Origin of the sequence: Salinimicrobium sediminilitoris (assembly GCF_020866905.1) — a bacterium.
In the GTDB taxonomy this organism is placed as follows: domain Bacteria; phylum Bacteroidota; class Bacteroidia; order Flavobacteriales; family Flavobacteriaceae; genus Salinimicrobium; species Salinimicrobium sediminilitoris.
This window is the reverse complement of record NZ_JAIVCC010000009.1, coordinates 33,833-59,410: the sequence shown is the minus strand read 5'-3', so window position 1 is coordinate 59,410 and position 25,578 is coordinate 33,833. Positions and strand designations below refer to the sequence as shown.

The 25,578-nt window shown below is 39.0% G+C and carries 24 protein-coding genes; 9 read left to right on the top strand and 15 right to left on the bottom strand.

Annotated elements, in window-relative coordinates:
* Positions 1–2 precede the first annotated feature (2 nt).
* From LA313_RS10170 to LA313_RS10150, 5 genes are all read right to left on the bottom strand, one after another.
* Positions 3–281: a hypothetical protein gene (locus tag LA313_RS10170; RefSeq protein ID WP_228914590.1), complete on the bottom strand. Its 279-nt coding sequence runs from the start codon at positions 279–281 to the stop codon at positions 3–5.
* A 3-nt stretch (positions 282–284) separates the two neighbouring features.
* Positions 285–1,526, bottom strand: coding sequence for a restriction endonuclease subunit S (locus LA313_RS10165; protein ID WP_228914589.1), 1,242 nt, complete (start codon positions 1,524–1,526; stop codon positions 285–287).
* Between the two features lies 1 nt (position 1,527).
* Positions 1,528–3,015, bottom strand: coding sequence for a type I restriction-modification system subunit M (locus LA313_RS10160; RefSeq protein ID WP_228914588.1), 1,488 nt, complete (start codon positions 3,013–3,015; stop codon positions 1,528–1,530).
* Between the two features lie 60 nt (positions 3,016–3,075).
* Entirely contained in the window at positions 3,076–3,327 is a 252-nt protein-coding gene (locus LA313_RS10155) for a DUF2188 domain-containing protein (RefSeq protein WP_228914587.1), read from the bottom strand.
* Between the two features lie 177 nt (positions 3,328–3,504).
* Positions 3,505–4,080 carry a restriction endonuclease subunit S gene (locus LA313_RS10150; RefSeq protein ID WP_228914586.1) on the bottom strand — a complete coding sequence of 192 codons (576 nt, stop codon included), beginning with the start codon at positions 4,078–4,080 and terminating at the stop codon, positions 3,505–3,507.
* 275 nt (positions 4,081–4,355) lie between these two features.
* On the opposite strand from LA313_RS10150, the gene LA313_RS10145 reads away from it, so the two are divergent.
* Positions 4,356–7,076 carry a DEAD/DEAH box helicase family protein gene (locus LA313_RS10145; RefSeq protein WP_228914585.1) on the top strand — a complete coding sequence of 907 codons (2,721 nt, stop codon included), beginning with the start codon at positions 4,356–4,358 and terminating at the stop codon, positions 7,074–7,076.
* 181 nt (positions 7,077–7,257) lie between these two features.
* Positions 7,258–7,842: a hypothetical protein gene (locus LA313_RS10140; RefSeq protein WP_228914584.1), complete on the top strand. Its 585-nt coding sequence runs from the start codon at positions 7,258–7,260 to the stop codon at positions 7,840–7,842.
* A 94-nt stretch (positions 7,843–7,936) separates the two neighbouring features.
* On the opposite strand, the gene LA313_RS10135 is transcribed toward LA313_RS10140, so the two are convergent.
* The 8 genes from LA313_RS10135 to LA313_RS10100 form a co-directional block, all read right to left on the bottom strand.
* On the bottom strand, positions 7,937–8,146 hold the full coding sequence (locus LA313_RS10135; protein WP_228914583.1) for a hypothetical protein: 210 nt from the start codon (positions 8,144–8,146) through the stop codon (positions 7,937–7,939).
* Between the two features lie 1,099 nt (positions 8,147–9,245).
* A complete protein-coding gene (locus LA313_RS10130; RefSeq protein WP_228914582.1) occupies positions 9,246–9,650 on the bottom strand; it encodes a nuclear transport factor 2 family protein in 405 nt (134 codons plus the stop codon).
* A gap of 1 nt (position 9,651) precedes the next feature.
* Positions 9,652–10,584 carry a UDP-3-O-(3-hydroxymyristoyl)glucosamine N-acyltransferase gene (locus LA313_RS10125; RefSeq protein ID WP_228914581.1) on the bottom strand — a complete coding sequence of 311 codons (933 nt, stop codon included), beginning with the start codon at positions 10,582–10,584 and terminating at the stop codon, positions 9,652–9,654.
* A gap of 77 nt (positions 10,585–10,661) precedes the next feature.
* A complete protein-coding gene (gene efp / locus LA313_RS10120; RefSeq protein ID WP_228914580.1) occupies positions 10,662–11,228 on the bottom strand; it encodes an elongation factor P in 567 nt (188 codons plus the stop codon).
* Between the two features lie 12 nt (positions 11,229–11,240).
* Positions 11,241–12,026, bottom strand: coding sequence for an acyl-ACP--UDP-N-acetylglucosamine O-acyltransferase (gene lpxA, locus LA313_RS10115; RefSeq protein ID WP_228914579.1), 786 nt, complete (start codon positions 12,024–12,026; stop codon positions 11,241–11,243).
* A 5-nt stretch (positions 12,027–12,031) separates the two neighbouring features.
* Positions 12,032–13,420 carry a bifunctional UDP-3-O-[3-hydroxymyristoyl] N-acetylglucosamine deacetylase/3-hydroxyacyl-ACP dehydratase gene (locus tag LA313_RS10110; RefSeq protein WP_228914578.1) on the bottom strand — a complete coding sequence of 463 codons (1,389 nt, stop codon included), beginning with the start codon at positions 13,418–13,420 and terminating at the stop codon, positions 12,032–12,034.
* Positions 13,413–14,441 carry a UDP-3-O-(3-hydroxymyristoyl)glucosamine N-acyltransferase gene (lpxD, locus tag LA313_RS10105; RefSeq protein WP_228914577.1) on the bottom strand — a complete coding sequence of 343 codons (1,029 nt, stop codon included), beginning with the start codon at positions 14,439–14,441 and terminating at the stop codon, positions 13,413–13,415. Before lpxD ends, LA313_RS10110 begins: the two co-directional genes overlap by 8 nt.
* 24 nt (positions 14,442–14,465) lie before the next feature.
* Positions 14,466–15,695: an HD domain-containing protein gene (locus tag LA313_RS10100; protein ID WP_228914576.1), complete on the bottom strand. Its 1,230-nt coding sequence runs from the start codon at positions 15,693–15,695 to the stop codon at positions 14,466–14,468.
* 40 nt (positions 15,696–15,735) lie between these two features.
* Between LA313_RS10100 and porX the strand changes: the two genes are divergently transcribed.
* From porX to LA313_RS10075, 5 genes are all read left to right on the top strand, one after another.
* Positions 15,736–17,286, top strand: a complete 1,551-nt coding sequence (gene porX, locus LA313_RS10095; RefSeq protein WP_228914575.1) for a T9SS response regulator signal transducer PorX — start codon at positions 15,736–15,738, stop codon at positions 17,284–17,286.
* Positions 17,287–17,331: 45 nt separating this feature from the next.
* Positions 17,332–17,736: a tRNA (adenosine(37)-N6)-threonylcarbamoyltransferase complex ATPase subunit type 1 TsaE gene (tsaE, locus tag LA313_RS10090; RefSeq protein WP_228914574.1), complete on the top strand. Its 405-nt coding sequence runs from the start codon at positions 17,332–17,334 to the stop codon at positions 17,734–17,736.
* Between the two features lie 363 nt (positions 17,737–18,099).
* The gene (locus tag LA313_RS10085; RefSeq protein WP_228914573.1) at positions 18,100–18,687 is read left to right on the top strand and encodes a hypothetical protein; all 588 of its coding nucleotides are present in this window, start codon (positions 18,100–18,102) and stop codon (positions 18,685–18,687) included.
* Positions 18,688–18,740: 53 nt separating this feature from the next.
* Positions 18,741–19,940, top strand: coding sequence for an alanine dehydrogenase (locus LA313_RS10080; RefSeq protein WP_228914572.1), 1,200 nt, complete (start codon positions 18,741–18,743; stop codon positions 19,938–19,940).
* Between the two features lie 6 nt (positions 19,941–19,946).
* Positions 19,947–20,318, top strand: coding sequence for a DUF4258 domain-containing protein (locus LA313_RS10075; RefSeq protein WP_228914571.1), 372 nt, complete (start codon positions 19,947–19,949; stop codon positions 20,316–20,318).
* Positions 20,319–20,478: 160 nt separating this feature from the next.
* On the opposite strand, the gene bcp is transcribed toward LA313_RS10075, so the two are convergent.
* Positions 20,479–20,928: a thioredoxin-dependent thiol peroxidase gene (gene bcp / locus LA313_RS10070; RefSeq protein ID WP_228914570.1), complete on the bottom strand. Its 450-nt coding sequence runs from the start codon at positions 20,926–20,928 to the stop codon at positions 20,479–20,481.
* 32 nt (positions 20,929–20,960) lie between these two features.
* On the opposite strand from bcp, the gene nth reads away from it, so the two are divergent.
* Positions 20,961–21,623 carry an endonuclease III gene (gene nth / locus LA313_RS10065; protein ID WP_228914569.1) on the top strand — a complete coding sequence of 221 codons (663 nt, stop codon included), beginning with the start codon at positions 20,961–20,963 and terminating at the stop codon, positions 21,621–21,623.
* A 208-nt stretch (positions 21,624–21,831) separates the two neighbouring features.
* Here the strand turns inward: nth and LA313_RS10060 are convergent, their stop codons facing one another.
* Positions 21,832–22,416, bottom strand: coding sequence for an RNA polymerase sigma factor (locus LA313_RS10060; protein ID WP_228914568.1), 585 nt, complete (start codon positions 22,414–22,416; stop codon positions 21,832–21,834).
* Positions 22,417–22,663: 247 nt separating this feature from the next.
* Between LA313_RS10060 and uvrA the strand changes: the two genes are divergently transcribed.
* Complete coding sequence (gene uvrA, locus LA313_RS10055) at positions 22,664–25,450, top strand: excinuclease ABC subunit UvrA (RefSeq protein WP_228914567.1); 2,787 nt, start codon at positions 22,664–22,666, stop codon at positions 25,448–25,450.
* The last annotated feature ends 128 nt before the right edge of the window (positions 25,451–25,578 follow it).

Genomic DNA, 25,578 nt, shown 5'->3' with positions numbered 1-25,578 from the left:
CTCTAAAAGTTTATAGCTTTAACGTATTCAGATTTATCTTTATACCCATAAACTTGAGTAATCTTCCCTTTCACTTTATCTCCTGTTTTTTCACCAAACTCAATGGTCACGTTTAAAAATACTTCATCCAACAGATTCGCATTTACGTTTATATCCTTAACCCGACCCTTTTGATAATCTGGTTCTTGCTGAAGCCGAATGTAAAGTTCCTGAATATCCTTATCCAGTTCAGTTTTTTGAGCTGGAGTTAAACCCTCTATAATTTTAAATTGTTCAGTCATATCTTAAATTTTCACACGTTTTTTTCCAGTTAATAGTTCTTGCATTAACCCTTTTTTCTGGTTTTTCAGCTGCCTTAGTTTCTTTTGGTGAAGTTTTATTTCCTCATCAATCGAATTTAGAACACGGGCTATTGCAATCTGCTCATCCTTTGGGGGTAAGGTAAGTCGAAGGTTGAAAAAATCCGATATACCAATATTTAATAAGCCGTGTGCCCTACCACCTTCCTGAGCAATACGTCTAATATTTCGTACCAGTAAACCACCTTCAAAATACTTAAGTAAGAAATCGGAGTCAGCATTCTCTTTTATAGAAAAACAAATGTAGAGGGTCGTAACGACAGCCTTATCGAAATCATCTAACCGCTTAAATGCCCCCATAGGATAACCGTTTGAATAACTCTTGTTATAGGCAAAATCCCCTTTTTCGATTAAATAATATCCTGAGAGGGTTGAACTGGCAACACGTTTCTTGAAAAACTCTTCTTGTCGTACAAAACCACGCTGAGCGGAAATAGTAACAACAGTATCATCAAGTTCTTCATTTTTAGTGGTAATTCTTTTGGTTATATCACCCAGGTTGTATTCCTTCCACTCCCCATCAAACCCAGGCAGTCTCTTTTTACCCGCAAGCAACTCCTGCATTAAGCCCTTTTTACGAAGTTTCAGTTGCTCTATGAGTTGCTGGGTCTTTTCTATAGCCTGGTCCCAGGTGGAGAGGATTGCACCGATTTTTTGTTGTTCTGGTTTTGGAGGTAATTTTAAAATTAGTGACTTTAAAGCAGTTTGATTGATATTGGTATTTGCGCTAATAGTACTTTTTGCAATTAACCATTTTCTGAACCCAAATTCATTGAAGCAATGTTTTTTAAACTCTTTTTCTAACTCCCCATTGCTTCTATACCGAATTATAAATCCACTGTAAACCGTATTCTCTAAATCTTTTTCTATTACACAGGTTAAACCTACACCAGATGGTTTCACAGAAGACCTTATAAATAAAACATCTCCCTCTTTAAGTGAATATTCTTTTTGTTCATTAGTTGTGGAATTTACCAACGATAAATTTTTACTGTCCGTGGTAAAATTGAACACATCATTAAGATTTACAAACGGGAAGCCAAAACCAAATTGGTCTTTATCCTTATTAATTCCATTTTTGAATTCTCCAATTTTTCCCAATTTGATAACATCCCAGCCTTGTGGAATAGGTCCAATTTTATTTAATTCATTCTTTGTAATTTCCATATTAATATCCCAATTCAGTCAAATAGTTAGACATCTGACTCTCAACTTCAGCAAGTTCTTTCTTCAAACGGAAAATTTCCTGTTGGGTTTTTTTAATATCCACAGGTTCTTCTTCTTCGAAAGTATCCACGTATCGGGGGATGTTTAGGTTGAAATCATTTTCTTGGATTTCATCAAAACTGGCTATATAGCTATATTTATTTATAGTTTCCCAGTTGTGGTAGGTATTGTAAATCTTTTCAATATCCTGGTCCCGTAGCTTATTCTGGTTCTTACCATTCTCAAATTCGTTGCTGGCATCTATAAATAAGACATCGGTATTTTTACCTTTGTTCTTGTCGAAGATTAATATAGTGGCGGGGATACCAGTACCAAAGAATAGGTTAGCGGGTAAACCAATCACCGCTTTTAGCAGGTTTTCTTCAATTAATTTTTGGCGAATCTTACCTTCCGAGCTACCCCTAAACAACACCCCATGAGGAAGAATAATTCCACCACGCCCATGTTCGTTTAACGTTTCAATCATGGTGGTGATAAAAGCATAGTCACCTTTACTTTTAGGTGGTATACCCCTATGAAAACGGTTATACCTGTCAGCCGATGCATCTTCGGCTCCCCATTTATCCAATGAAAATGGCGGATTCATGACGATTGTATCGAACTTCATCAGGTTATCTCCCTCACGCAGCTTTGGGTTATTTATTGAGTCTCCCCATTCAATAGTCGCATTATCCATCTCGTGTAGAAACATATTCATCCTGGCAAGAGCCCAGGTGCTTCCATTCACTTCCTGTCCATAAAGGGAAACATTTTTAGTACCTATTTCATTAGCAACTTTCAGAAGTAAAGAGCTTGAACCACAAGTCCAATCTGCCACACGGTTACCTTCTTTGGGTTCTACCAATTTTGCCAATAATTTTGAAACCTGAGAGGCAGTGTAAAATTCCCCCGCCTTCTTCCCAGCGTCTGAAGCGAAGTTGGAAATAAGGTATTCGTAAGCATCACCAATCACATCGTTACCCACCAAATTAGACGGTCTAAGGTCTAGTTCAGAGAAATCATTCAATAGGTGTTTTAGACGCCTGTTACGGTCCTTAGTTTGCCCCAGGTTGGCTTCAGAGTTATAATCTATATTGCGGAACACCTTTTCTAATTTAGAGCGGTTAGCCTCCTCTAAATCCTCCAGGCCGATATTGATGAGCTCCCCAAGGTTAGATTCATTACGGTGCTCGAACAAGTAATCAAAAGAACTGTTTTCGGGAACCTTGAAACGCTCGTGTTTTAAAGCACGTTCTACCCGAACACTATCACCATTATATTTTTTTAAATACTCTTCTTTCTTCTCTTTGTGAACATCAGTGATGTACTTGATAAAGAGCATCGTCAAGATGTAATCTTTATACTGGCCCGCATCTATAGTTCCACGGAACGTATCACAGGCGTTCCAGACTTTTTTATTAATAGTTTCTTGTGTCAATTTTTCACTCATTTTTTCATATTATTAATGAGGGGATGAATAACACCCCCTCAAGGTTAGCTAAATTAATTGTTACCCTTTTGGCGGGTGTTTATCGCCTCCGTGGGAATCTTTACGCTGAATCTTACCGTCTCTACCGTGAATGAATAGTTCACCCTTTTCCTTTCTGGAAAGTTCTCTACTATATTTTTCAGCATCTTTTTTTATATCAAAATGTTTAGAAGCCTTTTCAGCCCCTCCTTTTTTTGAGTCCCAACCACCATTTTTGTTTGGAACTACATGTCTGGTCTTAGCCATAAATAAATAATTAAAAATCGAACCCAATCTTTTTACGGGGTAGGGTGTGTTTACCGAGTCTGGTTACCAAAATTTGGTTGGTAACCATGGATGGCATATTTTTGTTGTTGCGAAACAGTGGGTATCAGTTCGGTGACAAACCGCTGATGACTCCGATACCAATGAAGCCTCTGGATTGACTAATTCCTGAGGCTTTTTTATATGTCAGCTTTCATTTTTGTTGGTTAATAATTCATTTACTACCCCACGTTTAAGGTTTCGTTTTTCCTGTAATAACTGATGGGTGAGTTCTATATTCTTTTCAAGCAGTGCGTATATCTCCAGGAATTTCTTCTGCTCTTTAATTGACGGGATATGTAATTCAATCTCCTTTAGTTCCTTTTTGGGTATTGAATTTATTGTAACCCCAGCCCCGATAAGTTCCAGGCTATGTTGGAGTTTTTCGGAGTTTAATACCGCTGCGAGATATTCCCCTATAATAACTTCCTTAGTGACTCTCAAAAGGTAGAATAAGGATGACGGGACCATTGGCCCATATTTCTCATTATAAGCCCAGGCAAATATCCTGTGGCCTTTACCAGCCAGAATTACATCATTGGGTTTGAGCTCAAAGCGTTTTGTCCTATCACTGGAATTCACGAGACTCTCACTAAAATTGGTTGGTTGAAAGTTTTCATCGAAATGCCCCGCCAAGAGATATTTGATAGCGCCCTTAGAGGAAGCTTTAAGATGAGGCCCGAACTGTACATCTACAATCTCCCCAATTTTTAAAACTTTCATAAATTACTTTTGTATATCGTTTCGAATTCAAAGCTATCCAAATAAATTAATACCAACAAAATTTTTTGTAGAAAGTTTCTAATTTTAGGAAAAATAAAACTTTCAAGAATTCAGGAGCTCTTGTCACCTGTCAAATATTTCTAAAAAATTATATTTAATTTAATTAAGTGGGAATAATTTTATTACATTATCAATAATTATGCCTTTTACATAATAATAATTTTGACACCCCTCTTTGCCTCTCTTATCTTTGACGCTCAAATTTTTTATAGAATATGAACGTAAAAGAAAAAGAAATCCTTCTCAAGAAGGACCAGTCGTACATCAGCGATAGCGATGAGGCTTTAAGGGAGTTAGTGGATATAAACAAGAACAAGTATGTCCGTAAGGATGTTACAGGCATGGGAGGAACAACTGCTGTTTTAAATGACACTCATCAAAGTTGGTTGGTAGTAAGCCCCAATGTTGGAATGATTAAATCCAAAGCTAATCGGTTTTACCAGAATCAAGAAATGTTCTTTATCTATGGTAAAAGCGAGGACAAATGGAGGGATGTAATTATTTGTATTGAAAATCACCAAACAGGGATTATAAAGGTCAACACAACGCCTGACCAAGTCGTCAATGTTAAAAATCGTCACCCAAAACTTTACGAATGGCTACGGGTACAGCCTGTTTTTGTGGACGAAGCACATGCATATAGTGCCGATGCCGATTACAGGAAAAGCTTTGGAATTTTTATGGAGCTGATATATAAGGAGTGGCGGGCAAAATTCACCTTATCTACTGCCACACCCATCTTTAGACATTTAACTCTTCCCGAAGACATAGTCATAGAATTCATTGGTATAAAACGAGAGTATCAACCAAAACGGATACTGCAATATTCTCAGGATTTAAACGATGCTTTCAAATTTATAAACGAGAAAGTCCTGGAAGGGATTCTTGTTTGCGTCTTCACGAACAACCCAAAGATTCACATGAAACAGTATAAAGGATTGCTTACTGGTAATGTGGTTGGGGAAAGCTTGAGAATAAAACTCCAGCCGATGGGAAAGGCTAAATATGATATATTGGATGATTCCGTTTTCGAAGAGAATCAGGTGGTATTTCTTTCCTCTGCTAACTACGCTGGAACTGATATTGAACACGATTGCTGCATTGTCATTATCAACGAAGGTAGACACAAAGCCACAACTGTAAATATCAACAATATAGTTCAGGCTTACGGCAGATGCAGAGAGGTAGTACATGATGCTTTACTTATAAATATACCCCCTTCTAAAGATTATGTCGTCCCCACCATTGACAATGTTGAAGCGGGTATTAATTTATACACCAGTTCCCTCGTCTTCTATGAAAACCAACCTCAGAGCTATAGGTCTGCAGATAGAAAGAACTTTACTCCGCACGGGTATGTCAACCGAAATTATATTGCACAACCTGTATTAGAAACGGTTAATAAATATCAACTGTACAATCCAGGCGTCCTGGTCGAAACTTTGGCGGAATACCACTTTACATTGCAGGATTACCAGCAACTTCATGTGGAAGTTGACTCCCTGGAATTTGAAAGTTTAACTTTTGGGCAGCGTATTGAGAATCTCTTAAAAGTGGATTCTCACCTTTTATGGAATGACTATTTGACGATTAAAAAATGTGTTAGAATAGCACAGGTGGGCTCATTTAATTACGAACTTGCTTTACAATATCTGTCCACATTTATAATGAAAGAATGGAATTTGAAACCTTTGATAGAAGACCTGGGTGATATATCTGTTAAACCACATCGATTTTATGATGACATGGAAAGTTTGTTTCGCTTATATACTAATTTAGATGTGTACTGCACCCAAAGCTTAGATAAGGCAAGACTTGAGAGAGCAGAAAAAAAGTGGCCTTCATTTTATAGATATGTGGCTCGTGACTTATCTGGGGACTTTGACGGAGCGGACAGAGAAAATTTGGTTAGGGAATGGTTGCTACTTTACAAGATTCATAGACTTAAAAACCTTAAGAGAAAAGAAAACATCACCACCGACAACATGAATGAAATGGATAGTGTAAATCGGCAACTTTCTCTATTAGAAGTCCCGACCGATTTCAGACATTTCAAGCCACACATTGAAAACAAACCTCATAGGGTAAGAGATACTTCTGGCTCGATAATTCAGACGCTTAAAGATTTAGATTACGTGCCCACAGAAGATGAATTATTTGACATCGGTGAAGATGTAAAGGAAATCTACAAAGAAATTGATGAGGCATTTGAGAAAATTGAAGATGATGAAGCAAAGAAAAAATTTACCAGACCTAATCCTAATAGCAGGTCCATCAACAAGAAAAAATTAATCAATGCTATTGGATTTTTGTACTACCAGCACAACTACAATGTAAAGGAGACCAACAACAGGGAGTATAATCCTCTTACCGCTCTGCCCAGAAAATTGAGGCCCTTTATTCCCTTAATTTATGTGGAATGCGACATCGTAGCTGCAAACGCCCAATTCACAGATAGATTCTTGGGATGTTCTAACTACAAGACCCTATATGAGAGGATTGCTCAAGCAGAAGGATGTACTAGACACCAGGCCAAGCATAAGTACAATAAATTTCTGAACAACCATCTTTCCCGAAGAAACACATCGTTGGAATTCTACAGGGATGTCTGCACTTATACACCAAAGGATGCTAAGAAACTAAGTCTTCATACGAGCAAAGTTCAGGAAGGAAGCTATTATAATAAGATGGTCAGATATGAACAGGAGTTGATTGATGATTATCAGGATTACTTGGAGTGCTCAAGCTACAGGTTTCATGATGCCGTTGTAGTTCCATTGTGGGAGGCTGAGGAAATTGCTCTACCGACCAACTTCAATGGGTATGAATTTCGTTTGGGTTATTACACCGCCAAGGACACATTGTATAAAGGAAAATCAAACGGGGCAGCTGTGGTGCATCATTGCCCCCTGAACCATAAAGAACTTGTCCATTGAACTGTAAGTATATAGAAAGGACCTACGATGGACAAGCCTTCGTTTGGCTTTAAACTAATGTAAATCAACAATATAACCATGCATCTTAAGACATGTCCTGGAGTTCTGGTAAGTTTATCAACACCGAGAGCTAATCAATTTTAGAGGGCGAGCTATCCGTTAATAGAATAGAAACAACATTATGGAAGAAAAATTAGAACATAACAACTGTGAGTTTTATACAAAAAAGAGAGTTTATACGCCTGCAGACGTCATTGAAGAGTTTGCCGATAAAGTACAGATAAAAAATATCAGGTCTCTTGTAGAACATCTAAGTCATCCCTCAAAAGCTGCCGAGATAGCATACTTCAAAGAGCAAAATGAAGAATTATATTTTTCGATTGGAGGTTATTGGGAAAAAGAAGGGTTTTGGGATGAGATACCCCACCTCCCATCAACGATGGCAGAGGAAGAATTAGAATATTTAGGTAAGGAAAAAATCTTAAAAATGTTGGAACGAATTTCTGAAAGAGTTAGAGCATTACACAATGTGATAGTAGAGATAGAACTTATACCTCTTGCTGATTTTCGGAGAGTGTACCGAACGGGCGGGGAACTCTATTTCCAACGCAATGGTCTAAAATCCTCCATCTGTTATGCTTCAGGTAAAATTTTTAAACCCTCCACACCTTTTAAAAAAGATGCCAAGGCTGAACTAATTAAAGAAATTAATGAGTGGGAACAACTATATAGAACACTCTCTACAAAGCTTAGACAGATGGATTAATAAAAGCATTTGTGCTAATGAGGTAACATCTTAGTAGGGAACAGCTAAATTAATTCCCTAATGTTGATAACCACAAATGTGTAGGGAAAATCTGTTACCCCCTCCCTGGAGGGGAGGACTGGGTAAACCCCTGGCTGGCGTATCCCCTCTCCCGTGAAAGCCCTGGGGAAATGCCGATTTTACAGTACCAGGTTCCCTTAATAAAATTCCTGAAAATTTGAAGATTTCTTTTTGGATTGTCCCTGCCGTCAAAATATTTTTCAAAAATTTTTCTTGTACTCTTTTGGCTTAAGGTATTTCCCAAGGGCAAAATTTTAAATTTTCAAGGGAAAAGACTTTAGTTACGAAGAAGCTTTTCACAAACAGAAAGTTACGGGAAATTAATATTCCTTCTTTAAGCAACAAAATCAAAACTACTACACAAATGGAAATTAAAGCCCAAACCCAAACCGCAGGTCCCAATGAAGTTTTCCTTTACTACTTCTACATCTGTTATCGCAATAGTTGTAACAATTGAAGTAAATTCAACGCAATAAAAAACCCTTCTAATAGAGGGTTCCTGTTTTCAATGATTTAGTCCCGACTTTTGATGTCTTTGTATAGTCCGTAAAAGATAAAGAATGCAGTACCTGCAACTGTAATACCTTTAGCTAACTTCTCAAAATCACTTTGTGTTAATTTGTCCATGACATAAAATTTAAATGAATAAAATTTTTTACCAGAACATAAACAACATTAAAAAAATTAAAATCAGCTCCAATAAGAGCTCACAGCCATGTGGCTTTTCCAAAAATAAAAAATTATATCCTTAGATTCCATAAATATTTGTTAATTCAAACGGGTTCTATCGCAATCAGCGATGGTCTCTCCACAATCGCATTCTTGACTGTGTTGCGTTTCACTTTCCCAAGCTTTCCGTTGGTTTAATAATTGTCTTTTCATGGTTTGATTTTAAACAGTAAATAAATAAAATACATTGTGTTACAAATATTGCATTGTTAATATAATGATTTTTTATTTTTTGATGAAATCGGTGGGTACAAAGAATGATTGGGGTGAAGACATCAATAAATATTATCTTTGCCAGCTAGAAAAGGCTGAAGGTGATTATCGACGTGAGTAAGTTTAAGTGTTGTTTTAGTATAGACCTAATACACTTTGTTCAACCCGCTACTTTCGGTATCTTAGAGAGACTACTATGATTTTGCACAAATTTAAATTAGATTCTGAAAAACTGAGGGATATTCAAAAATGAGTAATCATTTTATTCCTTCAATACCGCACAAAACCCGCACATATTGTCTTAAAAAAACAAAAACCCCTGTATTGACAGGGGCTTCAAGTATCATTTATTTTTCTGTTGCAAAATTAGGTTTTTATAAAAGAAACCTAAAGGGTTTTTATTAATTAATTGGAAGGAAAGAATCCAGATTTTCAGGACTGTCATCGGCTTGCTGACTTATTTGATGGCCCTTGAACATTTTGCCGTCCTTCATTTCCCAAATGGCAATAAAATGTGCCATAGGAAGTTCCTCGTCGGGATTCTCAACGGTACTCACATAATAAGTAAATCTAATGCTAACTGTATCTTCCTCGCCAAGCAAATGACTAATATCGGCCTTTAGGTGATCGAAAGATTTGGCAAGCTCTTTTGACATCTCGGCAATTTCTGAAAAGCCCAGCTTGTGAAAACCTGCGCTACTGTTCCAGAACAATTGTGCTTCGGGATGAAGATATTCCTTTACGGAATTGGGATTCTTGTAAAAATCTGAAGAATAAAATTTTGCAACGCAATCTTTTGGTTCCATATCAACTTTTTAAATTTTCCATTAATTTAGGCAATCGGCGCAAAAGTGCCAACTCCTTGAGCCACTCCCGGGATTCCATCGCAGGATTTCCCGAATATACGGTATTTTCTTTTGTTGATTTGGTGATCCCGGCCTGCCCCATCATCACGCCTCCTTTTTTGACGACAATCCCACTACGGAAGCCTACCTGTCCCCAAATTGTTACTTCGTCTTCAATGATCACAGCCCCGGCAATTCCTACTTGTGATGCGATAAGACAATCTTCTCCAATCACTGTATCGTGCCCCACCTGAATAAGATTATCCAGTTTAGTGCCTTTCCCAATGGTGGTGTCACCTGTTACTCCTCTGTCAATTGTACAATTAGCACCTATATCAACATTGTCTTTAATCACTACTCTCCCCCCCGAAATAAGTTTATCATAACCCTCTGGACGTTTCTTGTAGTAAAAAGCATCGCCGCCTAAAACAGTTCCTGCATGAATGGTAACATTATCACCAATGATGGTATTATCGTAAATACTCACGTTAGCATGAATTAGACAGTTCTTACCAATCTTCACATCGTTCCCCACAAAAGCGGTTGGCTGCACTACAGTTCCTTCTCCAATTTCTGCAGAAGAAGCAACATTTGAGGTAGCTTTTTCAAAAGGTTTAAAGTACTTTGTTAGTTTGTTGAAATCCCTGAAAGGATCATCTGATATCAACAGCGCTTTTCCTTCGGGACAATCCACTTCCTTATTAATGAGTATGATCGTGGCTGCCGAATTCAGCGCCTTGTCGTAATACTTTGGATGATCCACAAAAACAATATCTCCCGGCGTCACCACATGGATTTCATTCATTCCTGAAACAGGAAAGTCTGCGGGTCCCACAAATTCCGAAGAAATAATTGTGGCGATCTGCTCAAGGGTATGTTGCTGCGGAAACTTCATTTTAGATTTGAGATATTAGATATGAGATTTTAGATGTGAGATGTGAGATTTTCTGATCACTGATCACCGACCACTGATTACTCCTTTATCCTTTCTTTATATGTTCCTTTTTCTGTTTCGATCTTGATCTTATCTCCTTCGTTGATGAAAAGCGGAACATTCACCTCGGCTCCTGTTTCTACCGTTGCAGGTTTGGTGGCGTTGGTTGCAGTATTTCCTTTAACTCCAGGTTCGGTGTGGGTAACTTCCAGGATCACACTTGCAGGCATTTCGACAGAAAGCGGCATTTGATCCTCGGTGTTTATAAGAATAGTTACCACTTCTCCTTCTTTAAGAAGTCCCGGTGCATCGAGTGCATTTTCGGTAAGTCTTATCTGCGTATAATCTTCGGTATTCATGAAGTGGTAGAATTCCCCATCATTATACAAGAACTGGAACTTATGAGTTTCAACCCTTACGTCCTCGATCTTGTGGCCTGCAGAAAAGGTATTATCAATCACTTTTCCTGTAGTTACACTTTTCAATTTTGTTCTTACAAAAGCAGGACCTTTTCCCGGCTTCACGTGAAGAAACTCTATAACCTTGAAAATGTCATGGTTGTATCTTATACACAATCCATTTCTAATATCACTTGTACTTGCCATTTTTCCTACTTATTAATTTGAACTTATATAACCTTTCATTATCCCTCTCTGGGAATTTTTGATAAACTCTAAAATATCATCTCTTTCGGAAGTTGCTTCCATTTCGGCTTCGATGATAGCTACTGCCTGACTATTATTGTAATTCTTCTGATACAAGATCCTATAAATATTCTGAATCTCCCGGATTTTTTCCGTAGAAAAACCTCTTCTTCTCAATCCGATGGAATTAACTCCAACATAAGATAGAGGTTCCCTTCCGGCTTTTACGAATGGAGGTACATCTTTTCGCACCAGGGATCCCCCTGTGACAAAAGCATGACTTCCTATACTGCAAAACTGCTGTATGGCAGCCATTCCTGCGAGAATCACATAATCACCTACATTGATATGGCCTGCCAAAGTACTGTTATTGGAAAAGATGCAGTTGTCGCCCACTACACAATCGTGCGCGATATGACAATAGGCCATGATCCAGCAGTTACTCCCAATCTTGGTTTTCATCCTGTCTGTAGTCCCACGATTGATGGTAACACATTCCCGAATAGTTGTATTATCACCTATTTCTGTAATAGTGTCTTCGTCATTGAATTTTTTATCCTGAGGAACAGCAGAAATCACTGCGCCTGGAAAAATATTGCAATTCTTGCCAATTCTGGCCCCTTCCATTATAGTAACATTGGAACCAATCCAGGTACCTTCCCCTATCACCACATTATTGTGGATAGTGGTAAAAGGCTCAATCACTACATTTTTTGCAATCTTGGCTCCGGGATGAACGTATGCTAAGGGTTGATTCATAATCTTTATTTTTGTTTTACTATTTGTGCCATTAAAATGGCTTCGGTCACCAGCTTTCCATTCACATATGCATAACCCTGCATTTGACATATCCCTCTTCTAATGGGAGACAATAGTTCCAGTTTGAAAACAAGAGTATCGCCGGGAACCACCTGCCTCTTGAATTTAACATTGTCTATTTTCATAAAGAACGTGAGGTAATTCTCAGGATCGGGAACAGATTTAAGAGCGAGAATTCCACCTGTCTGCGCCATTGCCTCCACTTGAAGTACTCCGGGCATTACAGGTTTTCCGGGGAAATGACCTACGAAAAAAGGCTCGTTCATAGTGACATTTTTGACACCTACAACAGTATCACTTGTCAATTCAATGATCTTGTCTACCAAAATGAACGGCGGCCTGTGAGGGAGGATATTCATGATCTCATTCACATCCATCAAAGGCTCTTTGTCAAGATCATATTTAGGTACATTATTCCTCTTCTCGGTCTTAATGATCTTAGAAAGTTTTTTAGCGAATTGTGTATTCACATAATGACCGGGTTTATTGGCAATAACTTTTCCGCGTATACGCGTACCTACTAACGCCAAGTCCCCTATCACATCAAGCAATTTGTGCCGTGCCGCTTCATTGGGATAATGCAAAGTAAGATTATCTAAAATGCCATTTGGTTTTACAGCGATATTGTCTTTTTTGAATGCCACCCGCAGCTTGTCCATAGTCTCAGGACTCAATTCCTTGTCTACATAAACAATAGCATTATTCAAATCCCCTCCTTTTATAAGGCCATGCTCCAAAAGAGTTTCAAGTTCATGAAGAAAACTGAAAGTGCGGGCGTTTGAGATCTCCGATTTAAAATCGGATAATTTTTGAAGAGAGGCGTTTTGAGTTCCCAGGACCTTGGTTCCAAAATCGACCATTGCGGTCACCTGGTATTCATCTGCAGGCATTACAAGAATTTCACTTCCAGATTGTTCATCGTGGTAACGAATAACATCGGTAACCACAAATTCTTCCCTGTCACATTCCTGCTCCTCTATTCCGGCTTCTTCGAGCGCTTTTACAAAGAACTTGGAAGAACCATCCATAATAGGAGGTTCGGCAGCATCAAGTTCAATGATGATATTGTCAATTTCAAGACCCACACAGGCTGCAAGTACATGTTCTGAAGTTTGGATTGTGACTCCATCTTTTTCAAGGTTTGTTCCTCTTTGTGTGTTGACAACATAATTAACATCGGCTTCCACCATCGGATTCCCTTCAATATCTGTTCTTACAAAACAGTAACCGGTATTATTTTGAGCCGGTTTAAATGTAAGAGTGACTTCATTTCCTGTATGAAGCCCCACTCCCTGTAAAGAAACTTCTTTACTTATGGTGCGCTGTTTAGCCATTATTTGATTGTTTTTTTTCTAGTTTGGTTAAGCGGTCTTCTATTTTGGGTAAATTTCTGAAATGTACGTAAGCCTTGTTGTAATCATTATAGCCAAATGCAGGAGAACCCTGGATCATTTCATTATCCTTAATATTGCGACCTATTCCCGATTGAGCCTGAATTTTCACTCCGTTCCCAATTTGAATATGCCCGGCAATACCTACCTGTCCACCTATAAGGCAATTTTTTCCAATTTTAGTTGAGCCGGCAATTCCTGTCTGGGCCGCAATTGCAGTATTTTCTCCCACTTCTACATTATGAGCGATCTGGATCTGGTTATCCAGTTTAACGCCGTTCCTGATTACAGTTGACCCTAGTGTAGCCCGATCGATAGTAGTACCGGCACCAATATCAACATTATCCTCAATAATAACATTGCCTATTTGAGGCACTTTTGAATAAACCCCTTCCTGGTTGGGCGAAAAACCGAAACCGTCGGCTCCAATAATTACACCTCCATGAAGGGTACAGTTATTACCTATAATAGTTTCAGAATAGATCTTTGCTCCTGGAAAAATAGTTACGTTATCACCTATCTTGACATTATCTCCTATATATGTATTAGGAAAGATCTTGACATTCTCACCAATTTTCACCTGCTCTCCCAGGTATGAAAATGCCCCCAGGTAAAGATTATCACCATAAGTAACAGAATCTGAAATAAAACTAGGCTGCTCAATTCCAGATTTGTTCAATTTCACCTGATTATAATATTCCAGCAGCTTTGAAAATGCCGTATATGGATCCTTTACTTTAATAAGGGTAGTAGATAATTCCTCTTCTGCCTTAAAATTATTGCTCACTATTGTTATAGTAGCTTTGGTGGAATAAATAAAGGAGGTATATTTAGGATTGGCCAAGAAGGTAATAGACCCGGCAGTTCCTTCTTCAATCTTTGCAAGCCGGTCGACCTCTGCCCCGGGATTTCCTTCTATCTCCCCGTCGAGGATACCTGCTATTTGAGTTGCTGTAAACTTCATTCTGGCAAAAGTAAAAAAAATGAGTTAATCTTTAGGTTTCGGGTAGCAGATATAAAATTTCGTCACCGGCTTCGAAAGTGCTTTCAGGTTAAAGTGATCTGAAGCTTTAATAACGTCGGTGATTTTTCCACTTTTGAACAGGATATGGATCTTTTCATCTTCTCGCTTGTACGCCAGGTTGCTTATATCTCCGCTAAAAACGAAATACCCGGCCTCTTCCCTGCTAATATTATAACGCGACATGGCTTTTTGAAGATGGCTTTCCAGTTTTTCTCCAGAGATAGGTTTTTTCTTTAGTTTGATCTTTAGCAAGTCCCGGTTGATGATCATTTGACACAACTTACTTAGCACAAAATCTTCATCATGCACCCATTCTTTCATTGCTGAAAGTATATCGTAATCGTCAAGCCTCGCAAATATGTGTAAGGTGTCTTCTGAAAAATTTTCGGCTGTTACCTGCTGCTGTAAAAAGTGATTGAGAGCAGTGCTTGCAAATAAAGTACGGCCTGAATTTACAAGTTCTTTCGCCCGCTGAAGCATCCTGATCAAAAGCTGTTCGGCCACCACACCGGTTTTATGCAGGTAGACCTGCCAGTACATAAGCCTGCGCGCCAAAAGGAATTTTTCTACTGAATAAATCCCTTTTTCCTCCACCATCAACTCATTGTTTACTACTGTAAGCATGCTAATAAGCCGCTCACTGTTAATATTTCCTTCGGCCACCCCAGTGTAAAAACTATCGCGCTTCAGGTAATCCATTCGGTCCATGTCGAGCTGACTGGAGATAAGCTGACAAAGAAATTTCCGTGGGTATTTTCCGCGGAAAATCTCAATGGCCATAGTTAATCTTTGGTTAAACTGACGGTTCATTTCTTCCATAAAAAGGAATGAAATAGTCTCATGGCTCACCCCCTCAACAATGCTGTGTTCCATCGCATGAGAGAATGGGCCGTGCCCAATATCGTGGAGCAGGATAGCAATTTGCAGTGCCTCCTCCTCTTCCGCCGAAATTTCTACTCCCTTAAGCCTCAACACCCTAACGGCTTTTTGCATTAGATGAAGGCAGCCAAGAGCATGATGAAAACGGGTGTGATGTGCGCCGGGATAGACCAGGTAAGACAGCCCCATTTGAGAAATTCGCCGCAGTCTTTGAAAATACTTATGCTCCATAATATCAAAGAGCAGCTCATTGGGTATGGTAATAAATCCGTAAATTGGATCGTTTAAAATCTTGAGTTTGTTTCCTGGAAGCAAGCCTGGTCTTTTAATTATTAATGTCAACAAAGATACATATATGAACGATATCAAAATATTATGGGTAGATGACGAGATCGACCTTCTTAAACCTCACATTCTTTTCCTGGAAAGCAAGAATTATAAAGTCTACACCTGCCAAAGCGGGACCGAAGCTTTGGAAGAAATTGAAAAGGAGAATTTTGATATAGTTTTCCTGGACGAGAATATGCCCGGACTTTCGGGTCTGGAAACGCTTTCAGAAATTAAAGAAAAACAGGCTAACGTACCCGTGGTTATGATCACCAAGAGTGAGGAGGAATATATAATGGAAGAAGCTATAGGCTCTAAAATAGCAGATTACCTTATAAAACCAGTGAACCCGAATCAAATCCTTTTAAGCTTAAAAAAGAACCTCGATCATTCCCGATTGGTTTCAGAAAAAACTACTTCCAGCTACCAGCAGGAATTTAGAAAGATCGCAATGGACATGGCGATGATCAATTCCTATGAAGGATGGGCAGAACTTTATCAAAAACTGATCTATTGGGAACTGGAACTTGAAAACATTGAAGACAGCGGAATGTTTGAAATTCTGGAATCCCAAAAAACTGAAGCCAATCTTCAGTTTTGCAAATTTATAGATAAGAATTACCCTAAGTGGTTTGAAAAGAATGCAGATGCTCCCGTCATGTCCCACACCCTGTTCAAAGAAAAAATACTGCCCGAGCTAAGCAAAGAACAACCTACGCTCCTGGTGGTGATAGATAATCTTAGGTATGACCAGTGGAGAGCGTTTGAGCCTGTAGTAAACAATTACTATAAAAAGGAAAAGGAAATGCCATTTTACAGTATTCTGCCAACGGCAACTCAATATGCGCGAAATGCGATTTTCTCCGGACTCATGCCCAGTGAGATGGAAAAACTTTATCCCAACCTGTGGAAGAATGACACAGAGGAAGGTGGTAAAAATCTTCATGAAGCAGAATTTTTACAGGCACAGCTCAAGCGGCTGGGAAGCAGTATCAAGCACGAATACCATAAGATAAGTAGTCTTAAAGCAGGTAAAAAGCTGGTGGATAATTTTAGGAGCCAGAAAGATAATGACCTAACGGTGGTGGTTTACAACTTTGTCGACATGCTTTCCCATTCTAAAACCGAAATGGAAGTTATAAAAGAACTGGCTTCCACAAATAAAGCCTATCGGTCTCTTACCCAAAGTTGGTTTAAGAACTCCCCACTCCTGGAGATCATCCAGCAGGCCCAGAACCTCGGATTTAAACTGATACTTACCACAGACCATGGAACTATTAATGTGAAAAATCCATCTAGAGTTATCGGGGATAAACAAACAAGTCTCAACTTGAGATATAAAACAGGAAAGAGCCTCACTTACGAGGAAAAAGATGTTTTGGCGGCACCCAATCCCAAAACAATTCATCTACCGACGATTAATATGAGTAGTTCTTTCATTTTTGCCAAAGGAGACCTCTTTTTTGCCTATCCTAATAATTATAATCATTATGTAAGTTATTACCGTAATACTTTTCAACACGGCGGTGTCTCGATGGAAGAAATGATCATACCCTTTAGTGTGTTATCTCCTAGGTAACAAGAATTTAACTATCTTTATCACCCCAAATCTTAATGTTTTTGAATGGAAGTACAATACCTCCTATCTGAAATTGAAACTGTTGCCCATGAGCTTCTGGAAAAATCCAAAAGCAAGACCCTTTTATTTTACGGTGAAATGGGAGCGGGAAAAACGACATTAATAAAAGCACTTCTCAAGGCCTTAGGTGCCGTGGATACTGGTGCCAGCCCTACATTCTCCCTTGTAAATGTGTATGAAACTGAAAACGGTACGGTGAATCATTTTGATTTTTACCGAATAAAAGATGAATCTGAAGCCTGGGACATGGGTTTTGAAGAATATTTGGATTCCGGCAACTGGAATTTTATAGAATGGCCTCAAAAAATTGAAAATTTTATTGAAGAGGAGCATCAAAAAGTGGAAATATTGATAGATGAAAAGGATGTAAGAAAGTTAAAGTTTTGTTAATTTTAAAGAATTTGTTCTAAGGACCATCAGGAAATCCCTGTGCGAATTTTCCTTCGTTTTCAGTTTTTTCTTGCCGTATTTCTATTATACGGAAGTCATTGAACGAAAGAAGAATTATTTTAACTGTATTTTTTTTAATACAATATTTTAAGAGTTTGAAGATTTTTCCTTCAAAAAAGCGGCAAAAGTACGAATAATGCTCTTATTATTAGCGGTTTAGTTTTTTCTAGGTTTGTATCAACAAATCGAAACATACACAACCTTTAAAAAACTATATCATGAAAATTAAAGCCCTTTTCCTAGCCGTTTCTATCTTTGGAGCAACTTTCTTTGTAACTTCCAACACAGATAACGACAATAAAAATGAAGTTAAAAAAACCGCTGTCGATACAAGGCTCATCCGCGTTCCTACTAACGGGTAGTATTATAGCTATTTCAATAGCATTATCACCTTATTTATTTTATTTATATGAAATTTTCCCAAGCGGTCCTGTTTGGGAAAATTCTTTTTTTACGTACGAGAGTAAATATTACTTAGACGTTTTAACTGCCGCCTGGACCTTTTTAGGAAAAATCACTCCTTTGTTTCTTCTATTAATCTGGTTTTTCACCTGTAAACATTGGTGGTACCATGTAATATTGGTGCCCATTGTGATGTATGCCTATCAGCTAGCATCTGCTATATATGAGGATTTTTACGGGCAGGGAGTAATCGATGTTAACCAATTAATTTTTTTAGCGCCTTTTTTTATCATTATTCTTTCTATCGTTTACCTTATTAGAATTAAAATTTTCGATCGAATTTACGGTATTGATTTAACTGAAATCGAACGCGAAAACATCTCTCCTTTTTCCCCTTTTTCAGATAAAGAATATGAAGAAATAAGAGATTTCAGGGAAGGTTCAGAATCGGCCAATGAAGTCCAGGAAGACTATTACGCTAAACTCTAACTCTCCCACTTCCTAAAAATGTCGTAGTTTTATCTTTGTGACCAGTTAACATTATGACAGAACACGTATCTCCTTTTACCCGGGAACAATTGATTCCGCAGGAAGAAACCCTTGAAGTCTACAAACACAAAGGCCAGTTGTTTATTGGCATTCCCAAAGAAAACGCCTACCAGGAAAAGAGGGTCTGCCTTAGTCCCGATGCTGTTGCAGCAATGACAGCTCACGGTCACCGGGTGCTAATTGAATCGGGGGCAGGAGAAGGAGCGAAATTCAGTGATAAAGATTATTCTGAGGCAGGAGCCGAAATTACCAAAGATACTAAAAAGGTCTTTTCCTGTCCCATGATCCTTAAAGTAGAGCCGCCTACGCTGGAAGAGCTGGATCTCGTAAATCCGCAGACAACAATAATATCTGCACTCCAGTTAAAGACACAGGAGAAAAGTTATTTTCAAAAACTTGCCTATAAAAGGATCACCGCCCTTGCTTTTGAATTTATTAAAGATGACGATGGCACCTATCCCGCGGTAAGGGCGCTTAGTGAAATTGCCGGTACTGCCTCTATTCTTATTGCTTCCGAAATTATGAGCAACAATCCTGCGGGAAACGGTCTCATGTTTGGTAATATAAGTGGAGTACCACCTATCGAAGTTACTATTCTAGGCGCCGGGACAGTTGGAGAATTCGCCGCACGTTCGGCTCTCGGACTTGGTGCAAATATTAAAATATTTGACAACTCCCTTACAAGGTTAAGGGCTGTCCAGGCTAATTTGGGCAGGCCATTGCACACCTCCACCATCCAGCCAAAAAATCTTATCAAAGCTTTAAAAAGAAGTGATGTGGTCATTGGAGCAGTACGGGGAATAAACCGTTCTCCAATCCTTGTAACCGAAACCATGATAGAGCACATGAAAAAAGGTGCCGTGGTGATTGATGTGAGCATTGATATGGGAGGTTGCTTTGAAACCAGTGAGGTCACCACTCACGATAAACCCACCTTTGTAAAAAGCGGGGTGGTACACTATTGTGTTCCTAATATTCCTTCCCGCTATGCCCGCACAGCTTCCCTTTCCATAAGTAACATTTTCACGCCTTATCTTTTGCATATTGCCGAACAGGGCGGACTTGAAAATACTTTAAGATTTGACAGAGGTCTCCGAAATGGTTTGTACTTTTACCACGGAATTTTAACCAACAAATCTATTGCAGACTGGTTTGATCTCTCTTACAGGGATATCAACCTCCTTATTTTTTAATTCTCAATGAAATTTATTCACAGACTCGGTTATTACCTTGGAGGTTTTGCCATTGGTTTAGTCATACTGGCATTTTTTTTAAGCGGAAAAAAAACTTCCTGCGCCTATGGACCCGATGCCCGGGTACTCAAAAATATCAGGTTAAAAGAAAGGGCTTATTCTGAAGAAGCAAAAGCTCAAATGGAGAGGCTGCAAATAGATACAGCTTCCATTACCGGAGTTCTTAGAAAGGGAGATATCGACTTCAGCCGAAGCAATACAGATCTGGATTCCTGCAAAACCTATATGGTTACAGGAAACTCAGTTTCAGGAGAACTGGAAATGCTCTTCGAAAACTGTGATTCCACTGCTACCCTTCAGAAGATCTGGAGAAAATAAAAGACCGCTCCGCTGCAAGAGCCAAGAGGCAAGAACCAGGATAGTGATTAGATCCATTTGTTTTTCCAGATCCTTATTATAGATCCTTTGCCGTTGATTCATGTATAAATATCCCCTTAAAAATTCAGTCCTTAAACCTTAAACCTGGAAACTTAAATCTTTACAAGATCTGTCCTGCGTGTTCTTTAGTTTTCACTTTTGAAATCACATCAGAGATTACTCCGTGCTCATCAATTACGAAGGTGGTACGGTGAATGCCATCATATTCCTTTCCCATGAATTTTTTAGGTCCCCATACTTTAAAAGCATTGATCACCTCTTTGTCTTCATCAGCCAATAAAGGGAAAGGAAGATCGTTTTTCTCTTTAAAATTTTGCTGTCGTTTGGGAGAATCGGCGCTCACACCCAAAATTTCATAGCCTTTACTTTGAAAAGCTTCATAGTTATCCCTTAGGTTACAGGCCTCGGCGGTACAACCTGGGGTACTGGCTTTAGGATAAAAGAAAACTACAAGCTTTTTTCCTTTATAGTCTTCCAGTTTATGTTCATTTCCATCCTGATCTTTAGCAGAGAATTTTGGCGCCTTATCGCCGGGTTGAAGTGTTGTCATAATTAGTACTTTTGTTGTAAAGTTACATATTAATGACCAAGAAGGAAAAAGTTCAATTCGTAATAGACACCTTAGCCGAAATTTACCCCAATGTTCCAATCCCTTTAGACCATAAAGATCCTTTCACGCTCTTGATCGCTGTATTACTTTCGGCACAAAGTACAGATGTACGGGTAAACCAGATCACTCCCCTCTTATTTGCCAAAGCAGATAATCCCTTTGCTATGGCGAAACTTTCTGAAGAGGAGATTAGAGAGATCATTAAACCTGTGGGATTGTCCCCGATGAAAGCTAAAGGGATCTACGGCCTTTCCAGGATCCTCATTGAAAAGTATGACGGGGAAGTTCCGGCAGATATTGATGCCCTCGAAGAGCTTCCTGCAGTAGGACATAAAACCGCAAGTGTTGTAATGTCCCAGGCTTTTAATATCCCCTCATTCCCGGTGGATACTCATATCCACCGACTCATGTACAGGTGGAATCTTTCTAATGGTAAAAATGTAGTGCAGACAGAGAAGGATGCAAAAAGGCTTTTCCCAAGGGAGTTATGGAATGAACTTCACCTGCAGATCATATGGTACGGTCGCGAATACTCTCCGGCCAGGGGCTGGAACCTTGAAAAAGATATTATCACCAGAACCATCGGGCGTAAAAAGGTGCTGGAAGAATATCATAAAAAAAAGACCCGCAGTTAGCAGGTCTTTTTTTTGGTTAATTCAAAATTGATTCAAATTCCAGCTTTTTATAAGTGCTTATTTTCAAAGCCTTAGAATAGTTCAAAAGGAAATTGATTGTTTCCTTTTTTGGGGACATTGTTTTCAATTTTTTTCGAGAGTAAAGTTTTGCCATTATTGGTTATTTAAGATTGTAACTTAATAACGGCCAGACTTTAATCTTATTGTATTAATTAGTTAAAACTAAATTGTGTTTCTCTATAACTTTTCGCAGGTTTATCAAAGCGTATCTCATTCGGCCCAGGGCAGTATTAATACTCACTCCTGTTCTTTCTGAAATTTCTTTAAAACTCATGTCTTTATAGATCCTCATTACAAGAACTTCAAGTTGATCTTCGGGCAGTTCCTTGATCAACTCCTGGACATCGGCTTCGATCTGGTCCTTGATGATTCGTTTTTCGGCATTTAAATCAGAGTCACACAAAACAGAAAAAATATTGAAATCCCCACTATTCTCGAACTTGGGCATTCTTTTGTTCTTCCTGAAATGGTCAATGACAAGGTTGTGGGAAATTCGCATCACCCAGGGAAGAAATTTACCTTCTTCATTATACTTCCCCCTTTTCAGGGTTCTAATTACTTTAATAAAGGTATCCTGAAAAATATCTTCAGCGATGTCTTTATCAAAGACCTTGGAAAAGATAAAACTGTAAATTCGTTGTTGATGTCGGTTGATTAAAATAGAAAGTGACTGCTCGTCTCCTTCCATATAGCTTTTCACAAGAAAAGCGTCGTTTGCCTGGGCGTTGTCCATAAGAGTTACTTTTTCAGGCTGTTGGGGTGGCCTGACGGTTAGTTATTACAAGTTCAAAGTAACTTTATGCTATAGGCAAATTCTGGTTTAAGATTATTAACAGCAAATATAACAGGAAAATTTTCACTTAAACAAATAAAAGGTTAATGTTTTTAACAATTTAATTACCACTAAGTTATATTCCCTCACCGGGAAGCTGAAAAATTTGAAGATTAAGTACCTTTGCAAATTCAACAGAAATTTAGGTATGCAAGTAGATATCTCAGGGGTAGATCCAAAAGAGAATATAATTATAAAAGGAGCCCGTCTCCATAACTTAAAGAACATAAATGTCATAATCCCGCGGAATAAGCTGGTGGTCCTTACCGGCCTTTCGGGATCGGGAAAATCTTCCCTGGCCTTTGATACCTTATATGCTGAAGGCCAGCGTCGATATGTGGAAAGTCTTTCCTCCTACGCCCGGCAATTTCTTGGCAGGCTCAATAAGCCATTAGTGGACTCCATTAAAGGTATTGCCCCGGCCATTGCTATTGAACAAAAGGTCAACTCCACTAACCCCCGTTCTACCGTGGGCACCTCCACTGAAATTTACGATTACCTTAAACTGCTTTTTGCCCGTATTGGAAAAACCTATTCCCCTATATCGGGAGATGAGGTGAAAAAAGATACGGCGACCGATGTGGTGAACTATGTAAAAACTTTTCCTGAAGGTTCAAAAATGCTGCTTTTAGCACCTGTTCATGTTGAGCAAAGCCGTACCCCCGAGGAAAAACTTAAGGTGCTCCTTCAGCAAGGTTACAGCAGGATAAAATTCAAAGATGAAGTACTGAGGATCGATGAAACAGACCTCTCAAAAATAGAAGAAAAAGATCTGTTCCTGGTAGTGGACAGGATCGTCACCAAAGATGAGGAAGATTTCCTGAACCGCCTGGCAGATGCCATTCAAACCGCCTTTTTTGAAGGGAAAGGTGAACTGTTTATTGAGAATCTTGCAGATAAAAAATTAAGACAGTTCAGCAATAAATTCGAGTTGGACGGCATGACCTTTCTGGAGCCTAATGTGCACTTATTCAGCTTTAATAATCCTTATGGCGCATGCCCAAAATGTGAAGGTTACGGCGATGTCATTGGGATTGATGAAGACCTGGTAATCCCAAATACCGGTCTTTCTGTTTATGAAAATGCTATTTTTCCCTGGCGCGGGGAAAGTATGAGCTGGTATCGTGATCAACTGGTGAATAACAGCCATAAATTTAATTTTCCGATCCATAAGCCGTATTTTGAATTAAGCCAGGAGCAAAAGGATCTCGTTTGGAATGGAAATCAATATTTTGAAGGTTTAAATCAATTCTTTGCTTTCCTGGAATCCAAAGCTTACAAGATCCAGAACCGGGTAATGCTTTCCCGCTACCGCGGAAAAACAAGATGTTCTGTCTGTAAAGGTAAAAGGCTAAGACCTGAAGCCAATTTCGTAAAGGTAGGAGGAGCTAACATCACCCAGCTGGTGGAAATGCCTATTGATAAAGTTTCAGAATTTTTTGACCAGCTTGAATTAAATGAGTCCGATGCTGCCATTGCAAAAAGGTTATTAACCGAAATAAGGAACAGGCTTGGATTCCTTTCAAAAGTGGGATTGACTTACCTTACCCTGAACAGAAAGTCCAATACCCTTTCGGGAGGGGAGTCACAAAGGATCAACCTCGCTACCTCATTAGGGAGCAGCCTGGTAGGCTCCATGTATATTCTTGATGAGCCTTCTATTGGTTTGCATCCCCGGGATACATTAAAACTTATTGAAGTTCTGAAATCTCTTCGGGATCTTGGTAATACTGTGATCGTTGTAGAGCACGATGAAGATATTATGAAGGCCGCCGATGAGATCATCGATATCGGCCCCGAAGCCGGAACCAATGGCGGGGAAGTTGTCGCCTCCGGAACTTTTAGTGATATCCTGGTTTCCGATTCTCTAACCTCTCAATATCTTAATAATACTCTCCAAATTGAGGTGCCTTCCAAAAGACGGGATTACAAATATTTTGTTGATGTCATTGGAGCCAGAGAGAACAACCTAAAGAATATTGATGTGAGATTTCCGCTAGGTGTCTTTACCGCTGTAACGGGAGTTTCCGGAAGCGGGAAAAGTACCCTGATCAAGCGAATTCTCTATCCTGCCATGACTAAAGAGATTAATGGTCACGGTGAAAAAGCCGGCCAATTCACCAAAATAGAAGGGAAATTCAGTAATATAACTTCAGTAGAATTTGTAGATCAAAATCCAATTGGGCGGTCCTCAAGATCAAATCCGGTAACCTACATTAAAGCCTATGACGACATCAGGAATTTATTTTCTAATCAAAAGCTGAGTGATATTAGAGGTTATAAACCAAAACATTTTTCCTTCAATGTGGATGGCGGTAGATGCGAAACCTGCAAAGGGGAAGGAGAAGTGACTATTGAAATGCAATTCATGGCCGATGTACATCTCCTTTGTGAAACCTGCAATGGAAAGCGCTTCAAAAAAGAGATCCTGGAGGTGAAATTTGCAGATAAAAATATTGATGATATCCTTAACCTGACCATTGATGATGCTGTAGCTTTCTTTGCCGACAATGGGGAGGATAAGATCACTTCAAAGTTAAAACCCCTGCAGGACGTAGGATTAGGTTATGTACAATTGGGGCAAAGCTCCTCCACTCTTTCTGGCGGGGAAGCCCAAAGGATAAAGCTGGCTTCCTTTCTCGTCAAAGGAAATTCAAAAGAAAAAGCACTTTTTATTTTTGATGAACCCACCACCGGTTTGCACTTCCATGATATTCAAAAGTTATTAAAATCCTTTAATGCGCTATTGGCAAAAGGCCATTCGGTCATTGTGATAGAACATAATATGGACCTGGTTAAATGTGCAGATCATGTCATCGACTTAGGCCTGGAAGGTGGTGAAGCCGGTGGTCAACTCATAGCAACCGGCACTCCCGAAGAAGTAGCAAAAAACAAGAAATCCTACACCGCACCCTTCCTGGCAGAGAAGTTGTGAAAATATCATTTTAGGCACCCATTATTTAACAATGGAAAACTTTAAATAACGATTCTTGGCATAGCCTTTGAATTAAATTTAGTAATTGCAAGAGTAATGTTTTTATAATTTATTGTAATTAATAATTT

Excerpts from the sequence above, each read along its gene's own strand:
- LA313_RS10110 (WP_228914578.1), bottom strand. The coding sequence starts at position 13,420 with ATGGCTAAACAGCGCACCATAAGTAAAGAAGTTTCTTTACAGGGAGTG.
- LA313_RS10085 (WP_228914573.1), top strand. The coding sequence starts at position 18,100 with ATGAAGTTAAAAAAACCGCTGTCGATACAAGGCTCATCCGCGTTCCTA.
- LA313_RS10060 (WP_228914568.1), bottom strand. The coding sequence starts at position 22,416 with ATGGACAACGCCCAGGCAAACGACGCTTTTCTTGTGAAAAGCTATATG.
- LA313_RS10165 (WP_228914589.1), bottom strand. The coding sequence starts at position 1,526 with ATGGAAATTACAAAGAATGAATTAAATAAAATTGGACCTATTCCACAA.
- efp (WP_228914580.1), bottom strand. The coding sequence starts at position 11,228 with ATGGCAAGTACAAGTGATATTAGAAATGGATTGTGTATAAGATACAAC.
- tsaE (WP_228914574.1), top strand. The coding sequence starts at position 17,332 with ATGGAAGTACAATACCTCCTATCTGAAATTGAAACTGTTGCCCATGAG.
- bcp (WP_228914570.1), bottom strand. The coding sequence starts at position 20,928 with ATGACAACACTTCAACCCGGCGATAAGGCGCCAAAATTCTCTGCTAAA.
- LA313_RS10140 (WP_228914584.1), top strand. The coding sequence starts at position 7,258 with ATGGAAGAAAAATTAGAACATAACAACTGTGAGTTTTATACAAAAAAG.
- porX (WP_228914575.1), top strand. The coding sequence starts at position 15,736 with ATGAACGATATCAAAATATTATGGGTAGATGACGAGATCGACCTTCTT.
- LA313_RS10170 (WP_228914590.1), bottom strand. The coding sequence starts at position 281 with ATGACTGAACAATTTAAAATTATAGAGGGTTTAACTCCAGCTCAAAAA.
- uvrA (WP_228914567.1), top strand. The coding sequence starts at position 22,664 with ATGCAAGTAGATATCTCAGGGGTAGATCCAAAAGAGAATATAATTATA.
- LA313_RS10130 (WP_228914582.1), bottom strand. The coding sequence starts at position 9,650 with ATGGAACCAAAAGATTGCGTTGCAAAATTTTATTCTTCAGATTTTTAC.
- LA313_RS10145 (WP_228914585.1), top strand. The coding sequence starts at position 4,356 with ATGAACGTAAAAGAAAAAGAAATCCTTCTCAAGAAGGACCAGTCGTAC.
- LA313_RS10125 (WP_228914581.1), bottom strand. The coding sequence starts at position 10,584 with ATGAAGTTTCCGCAGCAACATACCCTTGAGCAGATCGCCACAATTATT.
- nth (WP_228914569.1), top strand. The coding sequence starts at position 20,961 with ATGACCAAGAAGGAAAAAGTTCAATTCGTAATAGACACCTTAGCCGAA.
- lpxA (WP_228914579.1), bottom strand. The coding sequence starts at position 12,026 with ATGAATCAACCCTTAGCATACGTTCATCCCGGAGCCAAGATTGCAAAA.
- lpxD (WP_228914577.1), bottom strand. The coding sequence starts at position 14,441 with ATGAAGTTTACAGCAACTCAAATAGCAGGTATCCTCGACGGGGAGATA.
- LA313_RS10150 (WP_228914586.1), bottom strand. The coding sequence starts at position 4,080 with ATGAAAGTTTTAAAAATTGGGGAGATTGTAGATGTACAGTTCGGGCCT.
- LA313_RS10075 (WP_228914571.1), top strand. The coding sequence starts at position 19,947 with ATGAAATTTATTCACAGACTCGGTTATTACCTTGGAGGTTTTGCCATT.
- LA313_RS10160 (WP_228914588.1), bottom strand. The coding sequence starts at position 3,015 with ATGAGTGAAAAATTGACACAAGAAACTATTAATAAAAAAGTCTGGAAC.
- LA313_RS10080 (WP_228914572.1), top strand. The coding sequence starts at position 18,741 with ATGACAGAACACGTATCTCCTTTTACCCGGGAACAATTGATTCCGCAG.